Below are 15,320 nucleotides of genomic sequence, written 5' to 3'. Positions count from 1 at the left end.
GGGCGGGGTGGGGAAGAAGCAACCCGGCCGCGTCTACAGGTACAGCCCCGAATCCGCCCCGTCCCGCTGGTCCGGCACGGACGTAGGGCTCGTGCCGCGGCGCAGGGCGAAGAGTTCGGCGAGGGTCGCGCCCTCGCGGCCCACGGCCTCCTCGCGGCCGGGAAACTCCGCGCCCAACCAGTCGAGGGACTCGGCGCGGGTCAGTCCGCCCACCTCGATCCGGGCCAGGCAGCGTCCGGGCCGGACCACGGCGGGGTGCAGCCGCTCCAGGTCCTCGTTGGTGGTGACGCCCACCAGGACGTTGCGGCCCTGGCCGAGGAGCCCGTCGGTGAGGTTGAGCAGCCGCGAGAGGGCCTGGCCCGCGGTGTGCTTGGCCTCGCCGCGGATCAGCTCGTCGCAGTCCTCCAGGAGCAGCAGCCGCCAGCGGCCGCCCGCCGCGTCGTCCTCGCCGATCGCGATGTCCATGAGGTAGCCGACGTCGGAGAAGAGCCGCTCCGGGTCGAGTACGCAGTCCACCTGGCACCAGTCCCGCCACGAGCGGGCGAGCGTGCGCAGGGCGGAGGTCTTGCCGGTGCCGGGCGGCCCGTGCAGGAGGAGCAGGCGGCCCGCGATGTCCTCGGGCGTGGTCTTCATCAGCCGGTCCATCGCCTCGGCGACCGGCGCCGTGTAGTTGGGGCGGATCTCGTCCCACGTGCCGGCGGCGATCTGCCGGGTGGTGCGGTGCGGGCCGCGGCGCGGCGACACGTACCAGAAGCCCATCGTCACGTTCTCGGGCTGGGGTTCGGGCTCGTCGGCGGCGCCGTCCGTGGACTGCTTCACGATCTCGCGGGCGAGTTCCGCGGTGACCGCGGTGACGGTGACGTCGGCGCCGCGGTTCCAGCGGGAGATCAGCAGCGTCCAGCCCTCGCCCTGGGCGAGGGTCGCGCTGCGGTCGTCGTCGCGGGCGGCGCGCAGCACGGTCGCGCCCGGCGGGAGCAGCGTCAGGCCGGACTTGACGCGGTCGATGGACGAGCTGTGCGCGTACGGCTGCTCGCCCGTCGCGAAGCGGCCGAGGAACAGCGCGTCGACGACGTCCGAAGGGGAGTCGCTGTCGTCGACGTTGAGCCGGATCGGCAGCGCGCCGTGAGGGTCGCCGTGGAGGTTGCCGTGAGGGTCGTCAGCAGGCATGCGGCCCATGATCGGGCACACCCGCCGGTGACGCACCGCATTTCCCTCAGGCCGGGGCATGTCCCGGGGCGCGCGGCCCGCCGACGGGGCGAGCGGTGGAACGGGGCGGCCCGGCGGCGGGGGCGGATCGGCCGTCACCGTCTGCCTGTTGCTACCTGTTGCTGCCTCTGGTGCTCGACGCGGCGGGCGGGTCCTGGCTGCGGCTGCGGCGGCCACGGAGAACACGAAGAGCGCCCTCGTAGAGCCAGGGCCTCAGAACCGGCTGGTAAAACTGGCCGGTAATTGAATCTCCCTCACTTCACGGACATAGCAAGGGAGTTGTCCTGTGAAGGGACGAATGCCAGGTCAAACCTGATCCGGGTGAAGGTCCCCACACCGAACCTTCTTGGCATGGACACTCCCCGGTGCGCGCGCTGCGTGCTACCACGGCAGGTGCAGAGATCCTGCTCAAGGGAGGTTCCATGAGACTGTCCCGAATCACGACTTACGCCTCGTCACTTCTCCTGGCCACAGGCTTAGCTCTCACCGGAGCGGGCACCGCCGGAGCGACCGAGGGCTCCGCGGCCGAAGCTTACGTGGCGCTCGGAGACTCCTACTCGTCGGGGGTCGGCGCCGGCGAATACGACAGCGGGAGCGGCGACTGCAAGCGCAGTAACCGCGCGTACCCCGTGCTGTGGGCCAACTCCCACGCACCGTCGTCCTTCTCCTTCACCGCCTGCTCCGGCGCCCGCACCGGAGACGTCATCAGCAACCAGCTGGGGCCGCTCAACTCCGGCACCACGCTGGTCTCCATCACCGTCGGCGGCAATGACGCGGGCTTCGCCGACGTCATGACCACCTGCGTCCTGCAGTCCGAGAGCGCCTGCATCGCCCGCGTCAACGAGGCGAAGCAATATGTCGATACGACGCTTCCCGGCAAACTCGACGACACGTACAGCGCCATCCGCGGCAAGGCCCCCAACGCCCAGGTGTCCGTGCTCGGTTACCCCCGCTTCTACAAGCTGAGCGGCAGCTGCGTCGCCGGCCTCACCGAGAACGAGCGGTCCGCCATCAACGGCGCCGCCGACCACCTCAACGCCGCCACCGCCAAGCGGGCCGCCGATTACGGCTTCGCGTTCGGCAACCCGACCCAGGCCTTCACCGGGCACGAGATCTGTTCCGGCGACTCCTGGTTGCACAGCGTCAACTGGAGCAACATCGGGGAGTCCTACCACCCCACCGCCGCGGGGCAGTCGGGCGGATACCTGCCCACGTTCAACGGCACCGTGTAGCAGCGGCGCCGAGCAGTCCCGGCCCGTCACAAGGGCCCCACCAGCTTCACCCCCACAGGAACGACCACCGCACCGCAGGCGGGAGCCTCGTACGACCGGGGCTCCCGCCCGCGCGGCCCACGCCGCCCGACGGGCAGTCAACTCGGGACGTACGCGCGGGACTTGAGGCGCGGAATCGGCGCGGAGCGTGACCGGCGGTGCGCGCCGGGTAGCAGTTCGGTCCCGCGATCGGCCTTCGTAAACATCGCCACGCCGGAAAGTGGCGATCATCACAGGCCCCGGGCTCTCGCGCCGAGTTACGGTCCAACAGGGCCACCGCGACACGCCGCGTGTCCGCCATCTGGAGGCATGGGCGGGCTGGCTCTCGGCCGCCCCGGCGGTGACGGACCGTCATCACGAGGCGTCCTCGCCCTACTTGTCCAACTCGCCCTGGAATCAGGCGTATTCAGAGAGTGAGCGTCAACATCCTTAAGGTGGAAGTGAATCCCGCGACCGGGATACACGAGTGTCAGCGCGGGGCGATAGGGTTAACCTGCCCGAGCCGGGTGCCCTCGTACGGGTGGGGAGTGACATGGAACAGATAACAGTGCGCAGCAGGGCGCGAATCCCTGCGATCACGTGCGGGAGCAGTGCGACCAGCTCTCGTCTCGACCGCCATCTGTCGGTGCTGGGCGGCCCCGCCGTCCCGCAGCGCGAGTCGGCCGAGGCGACGCTGCTGATGCGCGAGCTCACCAAGCGTGATGTGGCGCACGAGCGCACGAGCCGTGTGGCCCGTGTGCGCAGGGTCTCTCTCTTCGCGCCGCTCCGGCGGCTGACCCGCTCGCTCTTCGGCGGCCACTGAGCCACCGAGCGAGCAGGGCAGAGCAGAGCACGACAGTGTGAGCCCGCATCCCGCGGGCCACACCCCGGCCCCGTCACGCTCGGTCCACGCCCGACCGGTCACCGCGCCCCGGTGACTGCTCCGGCGGCCGACCCGCTCAGGCGACCACACCGTCCCGGCGCAACGCTGCGATCTCGGCGTCCGACATCCCCACGGCACGCAGCAGCGCCCCGGTGTGCTCGCCGAGCGCGGGCACCGCACCCATCGCAGGATCCGCCCCGCCCGGCAGCGTCACCGGCGGCAACAGCGCCCGCAACGGCCCCACCGGCGACCCCACCTCACGCCACCGCTCCCGCGCCGCCAACTGCGGATGCGCCGCCACCTCCGTGACATCCCGCAGCCGGGCACAGGCGATCCCCGCCTTCTCCAGGCGCGCAAGGGCCGTGTCCACGTCCAGCCGGCCGAGCGCGCTCCCCACCAGCTCGTCCGTCGCCGCCCGGTGCGCCGTCCGTGCCGCGTTCGTCGCGTACGCCGGATCGACCGCCAACTCCGGCCGCTCCAGGACCAGTTCGGCGAGCCGCCGCCACTCCCGGTCGTTCTGCACGGAGAGCAGCACCCGCGCCCCGTCCGCCGTCCCGTACGCGTCGTACGGGGCGATCACCGCATGTGCCAGGCCCGTCCGTACCGGCGGCTCGCCCCCGTGCATCGCATGGTGCAGCGGATGCCCCATCCACTCCGCGAGGGCCTCCAGCATCGACACCTCCACCGGGCCGCCCAGACCCGTCGTCGACCGCCGGAGCAGCGCCGCGAGCACCCCCGAGAACGCGTACATCGCCGCCGCGATGTCCGCCGCCGGGATGCCCGCCTTCACCGGCTGCTCCGGCGTCCCCGTCACCGACACCAGGCCCGCCTCGCACTGCACGAGCATGTCGTACGCCTTCTTGTCCGCGTACGGTCCGCCCGCCCCGTACCCCGAGATGTCCACCGCCACCAGACGTGGATGCTCCGCGCACAACGACGCCGCGTCCAGGCCGAGGCGGGCCGCCGCGCCCTGCGCCAGGTTCTGCACGAACACGTCCGCCTCCGCGATCAGCGCCCGTACGGCCGCGAGGCCCCGCGGGTCCTTCAGGTCGACCGCGAGGGACTCCTTGCCGCGGTTCGCCCACACGAAATGCGAGGCCAGACCGGCTGCCGCCGTGTCGTAGCCGCGGGCGAAGTCACCTCCGTCCGGACGCTCGACCTTGATCACCCGGGCGCCCAGATCGGCGAGTTGACGTGTGGCGAAGGGGGCTGCGACGGCCTGCTCTACGGCGACGACCGTGATGCCGTCCAGGGGGAGCGGCTGTGGGGGCCGCGGAGAGCTCTGCATGGTTCCCGATCCTGAGCCCTGCGTAATGGCTTTGTCACCCGGGTGTTGACGTGGGGACGATCACCCGGGGGGCTCCGCCCCCGGCCCCGGTTGTTGTTCGGGTGCTGCGCCGTCGTGGCTGGTCGCGCAGTTCCCCGCGCCCCTGTCGGGGCCCGTGTCGCCGCCCAAATTCAGCCCCTCCGGCGTTTGAGGAGCGGGGGTCCGGGGGCTGGCCCCCGGGGCGGGGTCCGGGGTTGAGCCCCGTGGTGGGGTTCAGGGGCGACAGCCCCGGGGGCGGGGGGCTGGGGGCGGCAGCCCCCGGAGCCGTCCGCCAGGACTTTCGGGAAGGGGCGGGGTGGGGGGGAGATGCCGGGGTCAGCCCTGTTTGGCGTAGTGGTGGATCGCCCACGGCAGGAACGTCGCGATCAGGGCTGCGCACCAGAGGGTCGAGCCCAGGACGGGGTGGGTGACCGGCCAGGCGGCGCCCTCCGGGACGGGTGCGTTGCCGAAGAGGTCGCGTACCGCCGTCGTCACCGCACTGATGGGGTTCCATTCGGCAACCGTGCGCAGCCACCCCGGCAGGTTGTCGGTGGGGATGTACGCGTTGGACAGCAGCGGCAGCATGAACGTCGCGCCGCCCAACTGCCCCGCCGCCTCCTCACTGCGCGAGGCCAGACCGAGGAGTATCCCGACACACGTGGTCGCGAAGCGGAAGAGCAGCAACAGGCCGAACGCGCCCAGGGCTTGCAGGGGCGTGCCCTCGATCCGCCAGCCCATCGCGTACCCGACGAGAAGCAGTGGGATCAGGCCGGCGGCCGTGGTCAGGAGGTCGGCGGCGGCCTGCCCGAGGGGGACGGAGGCGCGGCTCATCGGCAGGGTGCGGAAGCGGTCCATCACGCCGCGGTGGGAGTCCTGCGCGGCGCCGAACATCCCGTTCATGATGCCGTTCGCGGCGGTCGCGACGAGCAGCCCCGGCACCAGGAACGCCCGGTACTCCGTCCCCGGCATGGCGAGCGCGGAGCCGAAGACGTACCCGAAGAACAGCAGGAAGACCACCGGCATGGTGTGCGTCATCACCGCGATGGCCGAGGCGTGCCGCAGGCGCTGGAGATGGCGGCCGAGGACGGCGGAGGTGTCGTAGGCGAGGGTGCTCATGCGGCGGCGGTCTCCTTGCGTGCGGTGAGGCGCAGGAACACCTCGTCGAGCGTGGGCGGGCGGAGTCCCGCGTCGACCAACGGGACGCCGGCGGCGTCGAGTTCGCGGACGAGGCGGGGCAGGGTGAGCGTGGCGTCGAGGGTGATCGCGGCGGCGGTGCGGCGCTCCACGTCGAGCACGGGCTCGGTGCCGGTGAGCCGGTCGAGCACGGCCGCGGCGGCCGGCAGCGCGGCGGCGTCGGCGACGACGGCCTGGGCGTAGTTGCCGATCGCGGCCTTCAGCTCGGCCGGGGTGCCGCGGTGTGCGGCCCTGCCCTCGTCGATCAGGACGATGTCGTCGGCCAGCTGATCGGCCTCCTCCAGATACTGCGTGGTGAGGACCACGGTCGTGCCGTGACCCGTCAACTCCCTCACGCAGTCCCAGATCTCGTTGCGGCTGTGCGGGTCGAGGCCGGTCGTCGGCTCGTCGAGGAACAGCACGCGGGGGCGGGCGATGAGGCTCGCCGCGAGGTCGAGGCGGCGGCGCATCCCGCCGGAGTACGTGTGCGCGGGCCGGTCGGCGACGGCCGCCAGGCCGAAGCGCTCCAGGAGTTCGGCGGCGCGGGAGCGCGGGGCGCGCAGCAGCCGCGCGAACAGGCGCAGGTTCTCGGCGCCGGTCAGGTCCCCGTCGACGGAGGCGTACTGCCCGGTGACGCCGATGTGCCGGCGCACCTCGCGCGGCTCCCGCATCAGGTCGTGCCCGGCCACGCGCGCGCTGCCCGCGTCGGGGGCGAGGAGCGTCGTCAGGACGCGGATCGCGGTGGTCTTGCCCGCGCCGTTCGGGCCGAGCAGTCCGCACACCGAGCCCTCGGGGACGGCGAGTTCGAGCCCGCGCAGCGCGTGCACCGCGCCGAAGCGCTTCTCCAGACCTTCACTAAGTACAGCGTACGTAGAAGTCATACGGCCCACCGTAGCGCACTACGTACGGTGTACGTAACTACGATGAGGGGGAGGTGATGATCGATGGCGGGCCGAGCGGCCGTACCCGAAGTGATCTGGACGCGCCCCGAGCGCACGGGCCGCGGCCCCAAACCCGGGTACACCAGGAGCGACATCGTCGCGGCGGCGGTGCGGATCGCCGACGCCGACGGGATCGACGCGGTCTCGATGCGCCGGATCGCGGCCGAGATCGGCTGCGGCACCATGTCGCTCTACAACTACGTGCCGCGCAAGGAGGACTTGTACGAGCTGATGGTCGACGCGGCCAGCGGCGAGTACGACCTCTCGGCGCCGCCCAGCGGTGACTGGCGGGCCGACATGCTCGGCATCGGCCGCCAGACCCGCGCCATCCTGCACCGCCACCCCTGGCTGACCCACGTCATGTCCACGGTCTACGCCTTCGGCCCCAACGCCCTGCGGTATCTGGAGCACTGCCTGGGCTGCCTGGAGGCGCTCGACGCGCCCGGCGGCACGAAGATGGAGCTGATCGCGATGGTCAACGGCACCGCGATGATCTCCGTCGCCAACGAACAGGCCATCGCCGAGCGCAGCCGCTCCCTGCCCTGGACCGAGGAGCAGGAACAGGCCGTGCGCGGCGCGTACATGGCGAGCCAGGTCGCCTCCGGCTCCTACCCGCGCCTGGCCGCCCTCCTCGCCGAGGGCCCGCCGCCCCCGGACGCGGACGAGGCCTTCGAGCGGACCGTGGAGCGGCTGCTCGACGGTTTCGCGTGACGGCCGCGCAAGTGACGGCGGCCGTCACGGGCCGTCGGGCGCCGTCGGGGGCCGTCGCGGAGCCGCGCGGGCGCCGGTCTCGCTCTAGGGTTGCCGGGTGCTCGCGTATGCCGCATCCACCACGCTGCTCCCCGTCAATCTCACCCTCGGCGCGGTCCTCGCCCTGCTCCTCGCCGCGGCCGCGCTCGTCGCCGCGCTCGCCCGGCTGAGCCCCGCCGAGGACCGGGGGCGGGCCCGCGAGATCGTCGTCGCCGGGCTGCGCGCCGCCGCCCAACTCGCCGTCGTCGCCCTGCTGATCGGCTGGGTGGTCCGCTCCGTACCGCTGCTGCTCGGCTTCCTAGTCCTGATGTACGCGGTGGCCGCGCGCACCGCCGGACGCAGGATCACCGCCGACGGCAGCTGGTGGTGGGCGGCCGTGCCCATCGGGGCGGGCGTCGTCCCCGTCGTCCTGGCGCTGCTGCTCACCGGGCTCGTGCCGCTCAAGGGGATCGCGTTGATTCCCGTCGCCGGCATCCTCATCGGCGGTGCGCTCACCGCGACCGTGCTCGGCGGGCGGCGTGCACTGGACGAACTCGAGCTTCGGAAGGGGGAGGTGGAGGCGGCGATGGCCCTGGGCCTGACCGACCCGGAGGCCCGCCTCCTGGTCGCGCGGCCAGCCGCGTCGGACGCGCTGCTGCCGGGGTTGGACCAGACCCGTACGGTCGGGCTCGTCACGCTGCCCGGGGCGTTCGTCGGGATGCTGCTCGGTGGGGCGTCGCCTGTGCAGGCCGGGGCGGTTCAGCTGTTTGTGCTGGTTGCGTTGATGGCGGTGCAGGCGGTTGCGGTCGCTGCGGTGCTTGAGTTGGTTGCTCGGGGGCGGTTGCGTCGGCCTGCGCGGGGCGGGGTGGGCTGAGGCCTTTCTTTGATCCCCTCCCCGCCCCTTCCCGGCTGTGTCCGATATGCGGCTGCCGCCGCGTGGCCGCCGTCGGCACGGGGCCGGCCCCCGGACCCCCTCCCCCAAGCTCTCGGCTTCGCTCGAGCAGGGGGGACCCCCATCTCAAACGCCGGAGGGGCTGGATTTTGCGGGATGGGGCTGAATTTCACGTGCCCCGACAGGGGCGCGGGGAACTGCGCGACCAGCCACGATGGCGGGAAAGCCGAACGACGCGGGTCCGGGGCGCAGCCCCGAAGTTGCTGCAGCCACGCGGCGGCAGCCGCGTATCGGACACAGCCGGGAAGGGGCGGGGTGGGGCTAGAGCAGGGCGAACTGGCCGCCGGGGCCCTCCTCGTGGTGGTCGAGGACTGAGGCCGGGCGGCGGGACGTGGCCGGTGCGGGCAGCACGCCCGCCGTGCGCAACGCCCCGGCGGAGAGGGGCGCCGAGCCCACCGCCCGCACCAACTCGGCCTGCCGAGGCCGAAGTTCGGCGAGAAGCGCCAGGACCGTGATGAGTTCGAGCAGCTCCGACGTCCACGCCTGCGGCCAAGCCGACGGGCGCAACGCCGCAAGCCCCTCGACCTCGCCCGGCCACGCACGCCGTTCGAACCACAGCTGAAGGACCCGTACTCCGCAGACGTGGAAGTCCCAGGCCGCCGCCGGCACCGGGGAGATCCGGCCCTCGCCGATGTGCAGGGCCTCCTCCTCGCGGTCGTAGAGCAGTTCGGTGGGGCGGGCGGGGAGCGCGGAGCGGACGTACGGGCGGCGGCCGCCGGGGAGTTTGGGGCGCTCTCCGGTGCGCAGGTGCAGCCAGAGGATGCGGTGGCCGAGGTCGACGCCGTGCGCCCACACGTCGGGGTCGGCGGTGAGCGGCACCCGGCAGCCCGAGGGGGTGCGGCGGGCCGCGGCCAGGCACCAGGCGAGCACCTCCTCCGGGCGCACCTCCGTGCCGAGCCGGGCCGCGAGGGCGTCGAGCAGGCCGGGCGCGAGGTTGGGTTCGGCCCCGCCGGGGCGGCGGAACAGCGGGCGGACGCGGCCGGGCCGCCCGGCGGGGGAGCGGCCGTCGGGCAGCAGCGCGGTGGCGACGAGCGCGGGACCGCCGGAGTCCGGCACGTGCCCCGGTTCGACCAGGAACAGCTGCTCGGCGTCGGCGACCCGCCACAGTTCGGGCCGGGCCGCGTCGATCAGCCGGTGGTCGGGGAGCAGCCACTGCTCGTCGAACGCCCCATGCAGCACCCGCACCGGCTCGGGGCACGGCCCGGACTCGGCGGCGAGCGCGCCCGTGCCGCTGGACTGGCCGGGGAGCTGGGCGACGGAGGTGATCAGGGTCCGGGAGCGGCTGGGCCGCAGGAGCGCGTCCCGCTCGCCGGCGTCGGCGCGGACGAACGCCGTCCAACGCGCCTTCAGCGACGTCGCGTCCGGCGCCATCGGCCAGTCGCGGCCGAGCCGCAGCGGAGCGACCGACCAGGGCAGCAGATCGTCGAGCAGCGGGGCGGCGGAAACGGCTGCCACGTCCGAGTGAGTCACGCCTCGATCGTACGGCGTGGCGGGTGAGCGTCCAGGGTGCCCTGGGTGACCCGAGTGCCCTGGGCGACCGTGAATCAGTGGGCGTCCAGGGTGACCGTGAACGAGAAGCGGTCGCCGCGGTAGTGGATGCGGGCGACGTCGAGGACCTCGCCGTCCTCGTCGTAGGTGACGCCGGTGTAGTGCAGGATCGGGCTGAGCAGCGGGACTTGGAGCAGCGTCGCCGTCTCCGGGTCCGCGAGCCGCGCCTCCACGGTGTCCGTGATCCGGCTGATGTTCAGGCGGACCACGTCGCGCAGCACCTTCGTCATCGGCCAGCGCTCCAGATCGGCCGGGTCGATCCGCTCGGCGACGTCCGGACGGACGTAGTTGCGCGCGTGGTTGGTCGGCTCCCCGGTCTGCTCGTCGCTGCGCAGCCGGTGGTACGAGGCCACTGCGGGCAGACCGGGGAAGTACTCGGCGACCTCGGCGGGCGCCGGACCGCTGCCCTGGTCGAGGAGTTCGGTGCGCATGCCGGACTGCTGCGCAACGATCGCGTCGACGGAACCCAACAGGCGTACCGGAGCGCCGCGTTCGGCGCTCGGCTCGATGAACGTGCCGCGCCGCCGGTGCCGGCTGATCAGGCCCTCGTCCTCCAGCTCTTTGAGCGCCTGCCGCATGGTCAGGACGCTCACGCCGTAGTGCAGCGCGAGCTGTTCCTCGGTGGGCAGGCGCAGCGGCGCGTCCGGGGTGCGGCCGAGTATCGAGGCGCGCAGGGACTGCGACACCTGGTACCACAGCGGCAGCTTGCGGTTGAGGACGATCGAGTCCGGGGCAAAGGCGGTCACGGCTGCTCCGCTCCGTATCTCTCGGGCATCTTGCTCAGGCGTCTCCTGACCGGAAATGACGCTGGAGACCTTGCCACACATCGTCGTAACCCGTCTGCAGGCAGGACGCCTCGGCGGCCTGCGGGGCCAGGGTCACCGGCCAGCGCGTCTCGAACATGAAGGCCAAGCCGTCGTCGATCTTCTGCGGCTGCAGCTCGGCCGCGGACGCCTTCTCGAAGGTCTCCCGGTCCGGTCCGTGCGCCGACATCATGTTGTGCAGCGAGCCGCCGCCCGGCACGAAGCCTTCCGCTTTGGCGTCGTACGCGCCCTCGATCAGGCCCATGTACTCGCTCATCACGTTCCGGTGGAAGTACGGCGGCCGGAACGTGTCCTCGCCGACCAGCCAGCGCGGCGCGAACACCACGAAGTCGACGCCGGCGAGCCCCGGGGTGTCGGTCGGCGAGGTCAGCACGGTGAAGATCGACGGGTCCGGGTGGTCGTAGCTGATCGAGCCGATGACGTTGAAGCGGTGCAGGTCGTAGACGTACGGGACATGGTTGCCGTGCCAGGCGACCACGTCGAGCGGGGAGTGGTCGTAGACCGCGGACCAGAGGTTGCCGCAGTACTTGTTGACCACCTCCACGTCCCCTTCCACGTCCTCGTACGCGGCGACGGGCGCCCTGAAGTCCCGTGCGTTGGCCAGGCCGTTGGCGCCGATCGGGCCGAGGTCGGGCAGCCGGAACGGCGCCCCGTAGTTCTCGCAGACATAGCCGCGGGCGGTCGCGTCGAGCAGCTCCACGCGGAAGCGCACCCCGCGCGGGATCAGCGCGACCTCGCCCGGCTCGGCCCGCAGCAGGCCGAGTTCGGTGCGGAGCAGCAGGCCGCCGTGCTCGGGCACGATCAGGAGCTCGCCGTCGGCGTTGCTGAACACCCGCCGTTCCATGGGGGAGTTGGCGTGGTACAGATGCACGGCCATACCGGTGCGCTGCGTCGCGTCGCCGTTGCCGCCGACCGTCCACAGGCCGTCCAGGAAGTCCGTGCCGGGCGCGGGCTCCGGCAGTGGGTTCCAGCGCAGCCGGTTGGGGTCGGGCACGGACTCGGTGAACGGGGCGGTGCGCACCCCGCCGTTGTCGATCCGCGTGAACGCCGGATGCGCGGCGGAGGGGCGGATGCGGTACAGCCACGAGCGGCGGTTGTGCGCCCGCGGCTCGGTGAACGCGCTGCCGCTCAACTGCTCGGCGTACAGCCCGAGGGGTGCGCGCTGCGGGGAGTTCCGGCCGTCGGGCAGAGCGCCGGGGACGGCCTCGCTGCTGTGCTCGTTGCCGAATCCGGAGAGGTAGGTCAGCCCCTCCGCCGCCTTCCGCGCCTGCTCGGTCCCGCTCATCTGCGCTCCCCGCTGCCGAAGCAATCTCTGCGTCCGCTGGATCACTGAAACTCTGGATCACTGAATCCTATGGGCCACCGTAGGATTGCGGTGGGGTTCCGTCAACGGGTACGGGCGGCTCGGCCGCTACCCTCACCCGCATGTCCTGGACCCCTGAGCCGAAGGCGAACCTCCGCCGTACCCCCGTGCAACAGCGCAGCGCCGAGCGGTTGAACCGGATTCTCGACGCCTGCGCGGGCCTGCTCGACGAGGTCGGGTACGAGGCCCTGAGCACGCGTTCCGTCGCCGAGCGCGCGGACGTGCCGATCGGCTCCGTCTACCGCTTCTTCGGCAACAAGCGCGCCATGGCCGACGCCCTCGGGCAGCGCAACCTCGACCGGTACACGGAGCGCATCTCCGGCCGGCTCGCGACGGTCGGGCACGACGACTGGCGGACCGCGGTCGACGCCGGGTTGGAGGAGTACCTGGCGATGAAGCGCGTCGTCCCCGGCTTCACCCTGGTCGACTTCGCGGGCCCCGTGCAGGCGCCGTCCGAGGCCAACCACCTGCTCGCCGACCGCCTCGCCGACCTGCTCGCCGGGCACCTGGGACGCCCGCTCGACGCCGGACTGCGCCGCTGCCTCCTGGTCGGTGTGGAGGCCGCGGACGCCGTACTGCGCCTGGCGTTCCGGGTGAGCCCCGAAGGGGACCCCGAACTGATCGCGGAGACCCGGGAGTTGCTGCACGCCTACCTGGCGCGGTCCCTGGACTGAAGCCGGGGAGTACGGCGAGCGAACCTCCCGCCAGGCCCTCGCCCCCGTGCGTACCGGTCGGTATGCTCGGGGCGGATCGTGCGCCGCTGCTGCCGCCCCAGGGAGGGCCCGTGTCCCGCAACGCCCGTACCGCGCCTACCGCCCGCACCGAGAACCGCACCGAGGCCGGCGCCGAGTCCCGCACCGCGCCCCGCATCTGCCCGCTCTGCGAGGCCACCTGCGGCCTGACGCTCACCATCGAGGGGACCCGGGTCACGGGCGCGCGCGGCGACCGCGACGATGTGTTCAGTCGCGGCTTCGTCTGCCCCAAGGGCGCCGCCTTCGGCGCGCTCGACGGCGACCCGGACCGGCTCACGCGCCCCCTGGTCCGCCGCAACGGCACGCTGCAGGAGGCGAGTTGGGAGGAGGCCTTCGACGCGGTCGCCGCAGGGATACGGCCGCTCGTCGAGGAGCACGGGCCGAACGCGGTCGGCGTCGTCCTCGGCAACCCCAACGTGCACACCATGGCCGGCGCCCTCTACCCGCCCGCCCTCCTGAGCGCCCTCGGCACCCGCAACCTCTTCACCGCCAGCACCCTCGACCAGATGCCCAAGCACGTCTCCGGCGGGCTCCTCTTCGGCGACCCGTTCGCGATCCCCGTGCCGGACCTGGACCGCACCGACTGCCTGCTGCTCCTCGGCGCCAACCCGCTGGAGTCCAACGGCAGCCTGTGCACGGCGCCCGACTTCCCCGGCCGCCTCAAGGCGCTGCGCGAGCGCGGCGGGACCCTCACCGTCGTCGACCCGCGCGCCACCCGCACCGCGCAGCTCGCCGACCGCCACCTCGCGATCCGCCCCGGCGCCGACGCCCTGCTGCTCGCCGCGCTCGTCCACGTCCTCTTCGAGGAGGACCTGATCGCGCTCGGCCGTCTCGACGTGTACGTGCAGGGCGTGGCCCAAGTCCGGGACGCTGTACGGGAGTTCAGCCCCGAGGCCGTCGCCGCCGGCTGCGACCTGCCCGCCGCCGGGATCCGGGAGCTGGCCCGGGAGCTCGCCGCCGCGCCCACCGCCGCCGTGTACGGCCGCATCGGCACCTGCACCGTCGAGTTCGGCACCCTCGCGAGCTGGCTCGTCGACGTCCTGAACGTCCTCACCGGCAACCTCGACCGGCCGGGCGGCGCCCTCTTCCCGCTCTCCGCCACCGACCGCGCGCCCCGCCCCGCCGCCCCGGGCAAGGGCTTCCGGCTCGGGCGCTGGACGAGCCGGGTCAGCGGCCACCCCGAGCTCAAGAGCGAGCTGCCGGCCGCCGCGCTCGCCGAGGAGATCGACACCCCCGGCGAGGGCCGCATCCGCGCGCTCGTCGCGATCGCCGCCAACCCGGTGCTCTCCGCACCCGACGGCGGCCGCCTCGACGCGGCGCTCGCGAGCCTGGACTTCATGGTGAGCGTCGACCCGTACCTCAACGAGACCTCGCGGCACGCGCAGGTGGTGCTGCCCCCGCCGCCGCCCGCGCAGAGCGCCCACTACGACTTCGCGTTCAACACCCTCGCCGTACGCAACCAGGTCCGCTACACCCGCGCCGCCGTACCGCTCCAGGACGGCGGTCTCGACGAGTGCGAGATCCACGCTCGGCTCGTCCTCGCCGTCTCCGGGATGCACGGGGCGCCGGCGCACGCCGTGGACGACCTGGTGATCGGGCGCACCCTCGGCAAGGCCGTCGCCGACCCACACGCGCCCGTGCACGGCCGCGACCCGAAGGAGTTGGCAGGCCTCCTCACCGGCGAGACCGGCGCCGAACGCCGCCTCGACCTGATGCTGCGCCTCGGCCCGTACGGCGACGGCTTCGGGGCCCAGCCGGAGGGGCTCAGCCTCGACCGGCTGCTCGACCACCCGCACGGCATCGATCTCGGGCCCCTGAAGCCCCGGCTTCCCGAAGTGCTCCGCACCCGCAGCGGCCGCGTCGAGCTGCTCCCCGAGCCCGTCGCCGCCGACCTGCCCCGCCTGCGCGCCGCCCTGGACCGCGACCCCCTCGAAGGCCTCGTCCTCGTCGGCCGCCGCCATCTGCGGTCCAACAACAGCTGGCTGCACAACGTGCCCGTACTCAACCGCGGCTCCAACCGCTGCACGCTGCAGATCCACCCCGAGGACGCCGCCCGCGCCGGCATCGCCGACGGCGCTCCCGTACGCGTCAAGGGCGCCGGGGGAGAGATCGAGGCCCCCGCCGAGATCACCGCGGCCGTACGCCGGGGCGTCGTGAGCCTGCCGCACGGCTGGGGCCACGACCGGCCCGGCACCCGTACGACCGTCGCGACGGCCGCGCCCGGGGTCAACAGCAACCAGCTGCTCGACGGGACGCTCCTGGACCCGCTGTCGGGGACCGCGGTGCTCAACGGGGTGCCGGTTCTGCTCACACCCGTCGACGAGGAGGCCACGAACCCGCAGGCAACGCTGTGACCTGGAGTTTTGCTCTTATTGCTCGCATGTCAACGTCTT

13 protein-coding genes are annotated in these 15,320 nt (G+C 72.8%); 6 read left to right on the top strand and 7 right to left on the bottom strand.

All coding sequences use genetic code 11. The features are described from left to right. Nucleotides 1–33: 33 nt before the first annotated feature. Nucleotides 34–1,176, bottom strand: coding sequence for a DUF5925 domain-containing protein (locus QIS96_RS26155; protein WP_408907256.1), 1,143 nt, complete (start codon nt 1,174–1,176; stop codon nt 34–36). Nucleotides 1,177–1,628: 452 nt separating this feature from the next. On the opposite strand from QIS96_RS26155, the gene QIS96_RS26150 reads away from it, so the two are divergent. Further along, nucleotides 1,629–2,438, top strand: coding sequence for an SGNH/GDSL hydrolase family protein (locus tag QIS96_RS26150; RefSeq protein WP_282545199.1), 810 nt, complete (start codon nt 1,629–1,631; stop codon nt 2,436–2,438). Between the two features lie 571 nt (nt 2,439–3,009). Then, on the top strand, nt 3,010–3,279 hold the full coding sequence (locus QIS96_RS26145) for a hypothetical protein (protein WP_282545198.1): 270 nt from the start codon (nt 3,010–3,012) through the stop codon (nt 3,277–3,279). A gap of 136 nt (nt 3,280–3,415) precedes the next feature. On the opposite strand, the gene QIS96_RS26140 is transcribed toward QIS96_RS26145, so the two are convergent. The 3 genes from QIS96_RS26140 to QIS96_RS26130 all read right to left on the bottom strand — a co-directional run bounded on the left by QIS96_RS26140 (nt 3,416) and on the right by QIS96_RS26130 (nt 6,699). After that, nucleotides 3,416–4,627 (bottom strand): CaiB/BaiF CoA transferase family protein, encoded by a 1,212-nt coding sequence (locus QIS96_RS26140; protein WP_282545197.1) that lies wholly within the window; start codon nt 4,625–4,627, stop codon nt 3,416–3,418. Nucleotides 4,628–4,981: 354 nt separating this feature from the next. Continuing rightward, nucleotides 4,982–5,761, bottom strand: coding sequence for an ABC transporter permease (locus QIS96_RS26135; protein WP_282545196.1), 780 nt, complete (start codon nt 5,759–5,761; stop codon nt 4,982–4,984). Then, nucleotides 5,758–6,699 (bottom strand): ATP-binding cassette domain-containing protein, encoded by a 942-nt coding sequence (locus QIS96_RS26130; RefSeq protein ID WP_282545195.1) that lies wholly within the window; start codon nt 6,697–6,699, stop codon nt 5,758–5,760. The genes QIS96_RS26135 and QIS96_RS26130 overlap by 4 nt, the downstream gene beginning before the upstream one ends. Nucleotides 6,700–6,762: 63 nt before the next feature. On the opposite strand from QIS96_RS26130, the gene QIS96_RS26125 reads away from it, so the two are divergent. Continuing rightward, a complete protein-coding gene (locus QIS96_RS26125; RefSeq protein ID WP_282545194.1) occupies nt 6,763–7,470 on the top strand; it encodes a TetR/AcrR family transcriptional regulator in 708 nt (235 codons plus the stop codon). A gap of 97 nt (nt 7,471–7,567) precedes the next feature. Next, nucleotides 7,568–8,362, top strand: coding sequence for an ABC transporter permease (locus tag QIS96_RS26120; protein ID WP_282545193.1), 795 nt, complete (start codon nt 7,568–7,570; stop codon nt 8,360–8,362). 339 nt (nt 8,363–8,701) lie between these two features. Here QIS96_RS26120 and QIS96_RS26115 read toward each other — a convergent pair whose 3' ends face one another. The 3 genes from QIS96_RS26115 to hmgA form a co-directional block, all read right to left on the bottom strand. Continuing rightward, nucleotides 8,702–9,910, bottom strand: a complete 1,209-nt coding sequence (locus QIS96_RS26115) for a type ISP restriction/modification enzyme (protein WP_282545192.1) — start codon at nt 9,908–9,910, stop codon at nt 8,702–8,704. Nucleotides 9,911–9,984: 74 nt separating this feature from the next. After that, entirely contained in the window at nt 9,985–10,734 is a 750-nt protein-coding gene (locus tag QIS96_RS26110; protein ID WP_282545191.1) for a GntR family transcriptional regulator, read from the bottom strand. A 34-nt stretch (nt 10,735–10,768) separates the two neighbouring features. Beyond that, nucleotides 10,769–12,097, bottom strand: coding sequence for a homogentisate 1,2-dioxygenase (gene hmgA / locus QIS96_RS26105; RefSeq protein ID WP_282545190.1), 1,329 nt, complete (start codon nt 12,095–12,097; stop codon nt 10,769–10,771). A gap of 140 nt (nt 12,098–12,237) precedes the next feature. On the opposite strand from hmgA, the gene QIS96_RS26100 reads away from it, so the two are divergent. Further along, nucleotides 12,238–12,849 carry a TetR/AcrR family transcriptional regulator gene (locus tag QIS96_RS26100; protein ID WP_282545189.1) on the top strand — a complete coding sequence of 204 codons (612 nt, stop codon included), beginning with the start codon at nt 12,238–12,240 and terminating at the stop codon, nt 12,847–12,849. Between the two features lie 110 nt (nt 12,850–12,959). Then, the gene (locus QIS96_RS26095; RefSeq protein ID WP_408907255.1) at nt 12,960–15,281 is read left to right on the top strand and encodes a molybdopterin oxidoreductase family protein; all 2,322 of its coding nucleotides are present in this window, start codon (nt 12,960–12,962) and stop codon (nt 15,279–15,281) included. Nucleotides 15,282–15,320 lie beyond the last annotated feature (39 nt).

Source organism: Streptomyces cavernicola (assembly GCF_029968035.1).
Classification (GTDB): Bacteria; Actinomycetota; Actinomycetes; order Streptomycetales; family Streptomycetaceae; genus Streptomyces; species Streptomyces cavernicola.
Note: the sequence above shows the minus strand (reverse complement) of the source record. Positions and strands in the feature narration are given on the sequence as shown.

Excerpts from the sequence above, each read along its gene's own strand:
- hmgA (WP_282545190.1), bottom strand. The coding sequence starts at position 12,097 with ATGAGCGGGACCGAGCAGGCGCGGAAGGCGGCGGAGGGGCTGACCTAC.
- QIS96_RS26140 (WP_282545197.1), bottom strand. The coding sequence starts at position 4,627 with ATGCAGAGCTCTCCGCGGCCCCCACAGCCGCTCCCCCTGGACGGCATC.
- QIS96_RS26150 (WP_282545199.1), top strand. The coding sequence starts at position 1,629 with ATGAGACTGTCCCGAATCACGACTTACGCCTCGTCACTTCTCCTGGCC.
- QIS96_RS26135 (WP_282545196.1), bottom strand. The coding sequence starts at position 5,761 with ATGAGCACCCTCGCCTACGACACCTCCGCCGTCCTCGGCCGCCATCTC.
- QIS96_RS26125 (WP_282545194.1), top strand. The coding sequence starts at position 6,763 with ATGGCGGGCCGAGCGGCCGTACCCGAAGTGATCTGGACGCGCCCCGAG.
- QIS96_RS26130 (WP_282545195.1), bottom strand. The coding sequence starts at position 6,699 with ATGACTTCTACGTACGCTGTACTTAGTGAAGGTCTGGAGAAGCGCTTC.
- QIS96_RS26100 (WP_282545189.1), top strand. The coding sequence starts at position 12,238 with ATGTCCTGGACCCCTGAGCCGAAGGCGAACCTCCGCCGTACCCCCGTG.
- QIS96_RS26145 (WP_282545198.1), top strand. The coding sequence starts at position 3,010 with ATGGAACAGATAACAGTGCGCAGCAGGGCGCGAATCCCTGCGATCACG.
- QIS96_RS26155 (WP_408907256.1), bottom strand. The coding sequence starts at position 1,176 with ATGGGCCGCATGCCTGCTGACGACCCTCACGGCAACCTCCACGGCGAC.